The sequence below is a fragment of the Oerskovia sp. NPDC056781 genome, from assembly GCF_042789955.1.
Taxonomy (GTDB): Bacteria; Actinomycetota; Actinomycetes; order Actinomycetales; family Cellulomonadaceae; genus Oerskovia; species Oerskovia rustica.
This window is the reverse complement of sequence record NZ_JBHUAD010000300.1, coordinates 1-4051: the sequence shown is the minus strand read 5'-3', so window position 1 is coordinate 4051 and position 4051 is coordinate 1. Positions and strand designations below refer to the sequence as shown.

Annotated in this window: 4 protein-coding genes; 3 read left to right on the top strand and 1 reads right to left on the bottom strand. The window is 71.7% G+C overall.

Annotated features, from left to right (window positions below):
• Window positions 1-215: 215 nt before the first annotated feature.
• Complete coding sequence (locus ACFRCR_RS17450; protein WP_030152534.1) at window positions 216-422, bottom strand: hypothetical protein; 207 nt, start codon at window positions 420-422, stop codon at window positions 216-218.
• A gap of 166 nt (window positions 423-588) precedes the next feature.
• On the opposite strand from ACFRCR_RS17450, the gene ACFRCR_RS17445 reads away from it, so the two are divergent.
• From ACFRCR_RS17445 to ACFRCR_RS17435, 3 genes are all read left to right on the top strand, one after another.
• Window positions 589-2715 (top strand): type IIA DNA topoisomerase subunit B, encoded by a 2127-nt coding sequence (locus ACFRCR_RS17445; RefSeq protein WP_377679301.1) that lies wholly within the window; start codon window positions 589-591, stop codon window positions 2713-2715.
• Between the two features lie 325 nt (window positions 2716-3040).
• The gene (locus ACFRCR_RS17440; protein ID WP_377679299.1) at window positions 3041-3364 is read left to right on the top strand and encodes a DUF4430 domain-containing protein; all 324 of its coding nucleotides are present in this window, start codon (window positions 3041-3043) and stop codon (window positions 3362-3364) included.
• A complete protein-coding gene (locus ACFRCR_RS17435) occupies window positions 3337-3918 on the top strand; it encodes a DUF6580 family putative transport protein (protein WP_377679297.1) in 582 nt (193 codons plus the stop codon). Before ACFRCR_RS17440 ends, ACFRCR_RS17435 begins: the two co-directional genes overlap by 28 nt.
• Window positions 3919-4051: the final 133 nt, after the last annotated feature.

Below are 4051 nucleotides of genomic sequence, written 5' to 3'. Positions count from 1 at the left end.
CGCGGCGCCGTCGGGCAGGGGAGCGGGCCGCCGACGGTGACGCGAGGGGGTGTCGGCGGCGTCGGGCGGGACGCGGCGTCGCCTGCCCGACGGCGGCGCACCGGTTCCGTGATGCGTCTCGCCGCGGAGGGGCGGGGACGAAAGAACCCCGGCCGGTGACGAGCACCGGTCGGGGTTCAGGAGTGCGGCGCGCTACGAGTGCGCGCCGGGTCTCGTCAGCGGGCGCCGTGCTCTGCGAGCAGGCGGTCGGTCTCGTCCTGGACGTGCGTGGCGATGTCTGCGAAGGCAGCGGCGTGCGCGCGTGCGTGGTGGGCGCAGAAGAGCAGCTCCCCACTGGGCATGGTCACGCGCACGTAGGCCTGAGCGCCGCAGCGGTCGCAACGGTCGGCCACGGTCAGCGATGGAGTCGTCGTAGCAGTCACGTGACCATGTAATCACCTCGGGGCGCATTCCTCGTACCGAGAAGGCCCGGGTTCGCTACCCGCGTAGCCGCGCGGTTCCGGGAATACGTCGGGATCGTGTGGAGGTCCGGCCCGGTGCGGCCAGGCTGACCGGTCCTGTGGGTGGCAGCGTCTAGGCTTTCCCTTCGTGACGACCACTTCTGAGTCCAGCTACACCGCGCGGCACCTCTCCGTCCTCGAAGGCCTGGAGGCCGTCCGCAAGCGACCCGGCATGTACATCGGGTCGACCGACTCGCGCGGACTCATGCACTGCCTGTGGGAGATCATCGACAACTCGGTCGACGAGGCTCTCGCGGGCAACTGCGACGCGATCGAGGTCGTGCTGCACGCCGACACCTCCGTGACCGTCAAGGACAACGGGCGAGGCATCCCCGTGGACATCGAGCCCAAGACGGGCCTCAGCGGTGTCGAGGTCGTCTTCACCAAGCTGCACGCGGGCGGCAAGTTCGGCGGCGGCTCGTACACGGCCTCGGGCGGCCTGCACGGCGTGGGTGCGTCGGTCGTCAACGCCCTGTCCTCACGCCTGGACGTCGAGGTGGACCGTGGCTCCAAGACCTACCGCATGACCTTCCACCGGGGCGAGCCCGGCGTCTTCGCCGACCCCAGGACCGGGCCCGACCCCGACGCGGCGTTCACGCCGTTCGTCGAGCGGTCCGAGCTGGCCGTGGTCGGCAAGGCGCCCCGTGGGAAGACCGGGACGCGCGTGCGCTACTGGGCGGACCGTCAGGTCTTCCCCAAGACCGCGGTGTTCTCCTACGACGAGCTCGTGACGCGCGCGCGCCAGACGACGTTCCTCGTGCCCGGCCTCAAGATCACGCTGCGCGACGAGCGCGGCCTGGCCGGCACCCCGGGCGCCGACGGACCGGTCGAGGAGAGCTTCCAGCACTCGGGCGGCACGATCGACTTCGTCGACTTCCTCGCCCCCGACCCGGCCGTCACCGCGACGTGGCACCTGACGGGCTCGGGCACGTTCAAGGAGACCGTGCCCGTCCTCGACGACCGCGGGCACCTGACCCCGCAGGAGGTCACGCGCGACTGCGAGGTCGACGTCGCGCTGCGCTGGGGCACCGGGTACGACACCGAGCTGCGGACGTTCGTCAACATCATCTCGACGCCCAAGGGCGGCTCGCACCTCGCGGGCTTCGAGGCGGGGCTGCTCAAGATCCTGCGCAAGGGCGTCGAGACCAACGCCCGTCGCCTCAAGGTGTCGACCAAGGACGCGTCGGAGCGCATCGAGAAGGACGACGTCCTCGCGGGCCTCACGGCGGTGCTGACGGTACGCCTGGCCGAGCCGCAGTTCGAGGGCCAGACCAAGGAGGTCCTCGGCACGGCCCCCGTGCGTGCGATCGTGGCCCGCGTCGTCGAGCAGCAGCTCGGCGCCATGCTGACCTCGACCAAGCGCGACGAGAAGACGCAGGCCTCCCTGCTCCTCGACAAGGTCGTCGCCGAGATGCGCGCCCGCATCACCGCGCGCAAGCAGAAGGAGATCTCACGCCGCAAGAACGCGCTCGAGACCTCGTCGCTGCCGTCCAAGCTCGCGGACTGCCGCAGCGACGACGTCGAGCGCAGCGAGCTCTTCATCGTCGAGGGCGACTCGGCGCTCGGCACCGCGAAGCTCGCGCGCAGCTCCGACTTCCAGGCCCTCCTGCCCATCCGCGGGAAGATCCTCAACGTCCAGAAGGCCTCGGTCACGGACATGCTCCGCAACGCCGAGTGCGCCGCGATCATCCAGGTCATCGGCGCGGGCTCGGGGCGCTCGTTCGACCTCGAGGGGGCGCGCTACGGCAAGGTCGTGCTCATGACGGACGCCGACGTCGACGGTGCGCACATCCGCACGCTCCTGCTCACGCTCTTCTTCCGGTACATGCGCCCCCTCGTGGACGCGGGCCGCGTCTACGCGGCAGTGCCGCCGCTGCACCGCGTCGAGGTCATCGGTGCGGGCTCGCGCAAGAACGAGTACGTCTACACGTACTCCGAGGCCGAGCTGCGCGACGTCCTCAAGAAGCTCGACAAGTCGGGCAAGCGCTACAAGGAGGACATCCAGCGCTACAAGGGGCTCGGGGAGATGGACGCCGACCAGCTCGCGGAGACCACCATGGACCCGCGTCACCGCACGCTGCGCCGCGTCACGGCCGAGCACGCCGAGGCTGCCGAGCGCGTGTTCGAGCTCCTCATGGGCTCGGACGTCGCGCCGCGCAAGGACTTCATCATCGCTGGGGCGGCGGGCCTGGACCGGGCGCGGATCGACGCCTGACGTCCCGTCTGCTGGGCACCGACCGCCCGGTCACCGGCTCGTTCGTAGACTGCACGGTGTGAACCCCCAGACTCTTCGTGCCACCCCGGCACGCTCGCTGACCGCCCTCGCGTCTCTCCTGCTCGCCGCCGGCCTCCTGGCTGGTTGCGGTGCGGCCGACGACGCACCGGCGGACGACACCACGGCGTGGGGGGGGGGGGGGGGCCCCCACACACCCGGCGCGGGCACCGAAGGCGACGACCGCCGCGCGGGCGCCCCCGCCCACGGGGTTGGTGGCGGGGCGCCCGCCGCCGCACGGGCGGACCACCCCCGGGCGTGGTGGTGGGTGGCGGCCGCCGCCCCCGCGTCCGGTGCCTCTGACGACTCGACCGACGGCGCTGACGACGCTGCCGACGACTCCGAGCTCTCGTACGAGGGCGTCGCCGGGAAGACGGCGCTCGAGCTGCTGCTCGCGGCCGACCCGAGCACGACCGTCCAGGGCGAGGGCGACATGGCGTTCGTGACGGGCATCGGCGGCGTCTCCGCGGACCCGGCCGGCGAGTTCTGGGCGCTGTACGTCAACGGTGAGATGGCCCAGGTCGGTGCCGGGTCGCTCGTGACGGAGACGGGAGACGAGATCACGTGGAAGCTCGAGAAGTTCACCTCCTGACGCGTTGGTGGCGCCCCGCGATCGCGGTCGCGGTCGTGGCGCTCGCCGTGGTGTTCCGCCTCGTGCGCGAGGAGATCGGCGCCCCGCCGAACCTCGAGCTCGTGACGTCCGCAGCGTTCGCGGCCGCGGTGCTCGTGCGGCACCGCCTGGCGTTCCTGGCTCCGCTGCTCGTCGCCGTCGTGTCCGACCTGGTGCTCGGCAACACGTCGATCGCGCTGTTCACGTGGAGCGCGTGGCTCGTCATCGGGCTCGCCGCGCTGCTGACGCGCAGCACGTCCGGGTGGGGCCGCGTCGGCGCCGCGGCCGGGCTGGGCGTGGGCGGGTCGCTGTGGTTCTTCCTCTGGACCAACTTCGGCGTCTGGGTCCAGGGGCGCGGCGTCTGGTACCCGGCAGGCGTCGACGGGCTCGTGGCGAGCTACGTCGCCGGCCTGCCGTTCCTGCGCACCATGCTGATCGGGAACCTCGTGCTCCTGCCGGTCGTGGCTGCCGGGACGCTGCTCGTCGAGCGGCTCGAGCGCTCGCGGGGACTCGTGGCGGTCCCGCAGACGGCGTGATTCCCTGCCTCTGCTCAAGTTCGCCGAGGTAGACCCGTGTGTGCGAGGTAGGTCTCCAGGAGGTCTTTCACGCACAAAAGGGGGTAGCGGGGCGGGAGGGGGGGAAGGGGTTGGGGCGGGGGGAGGACGGGGT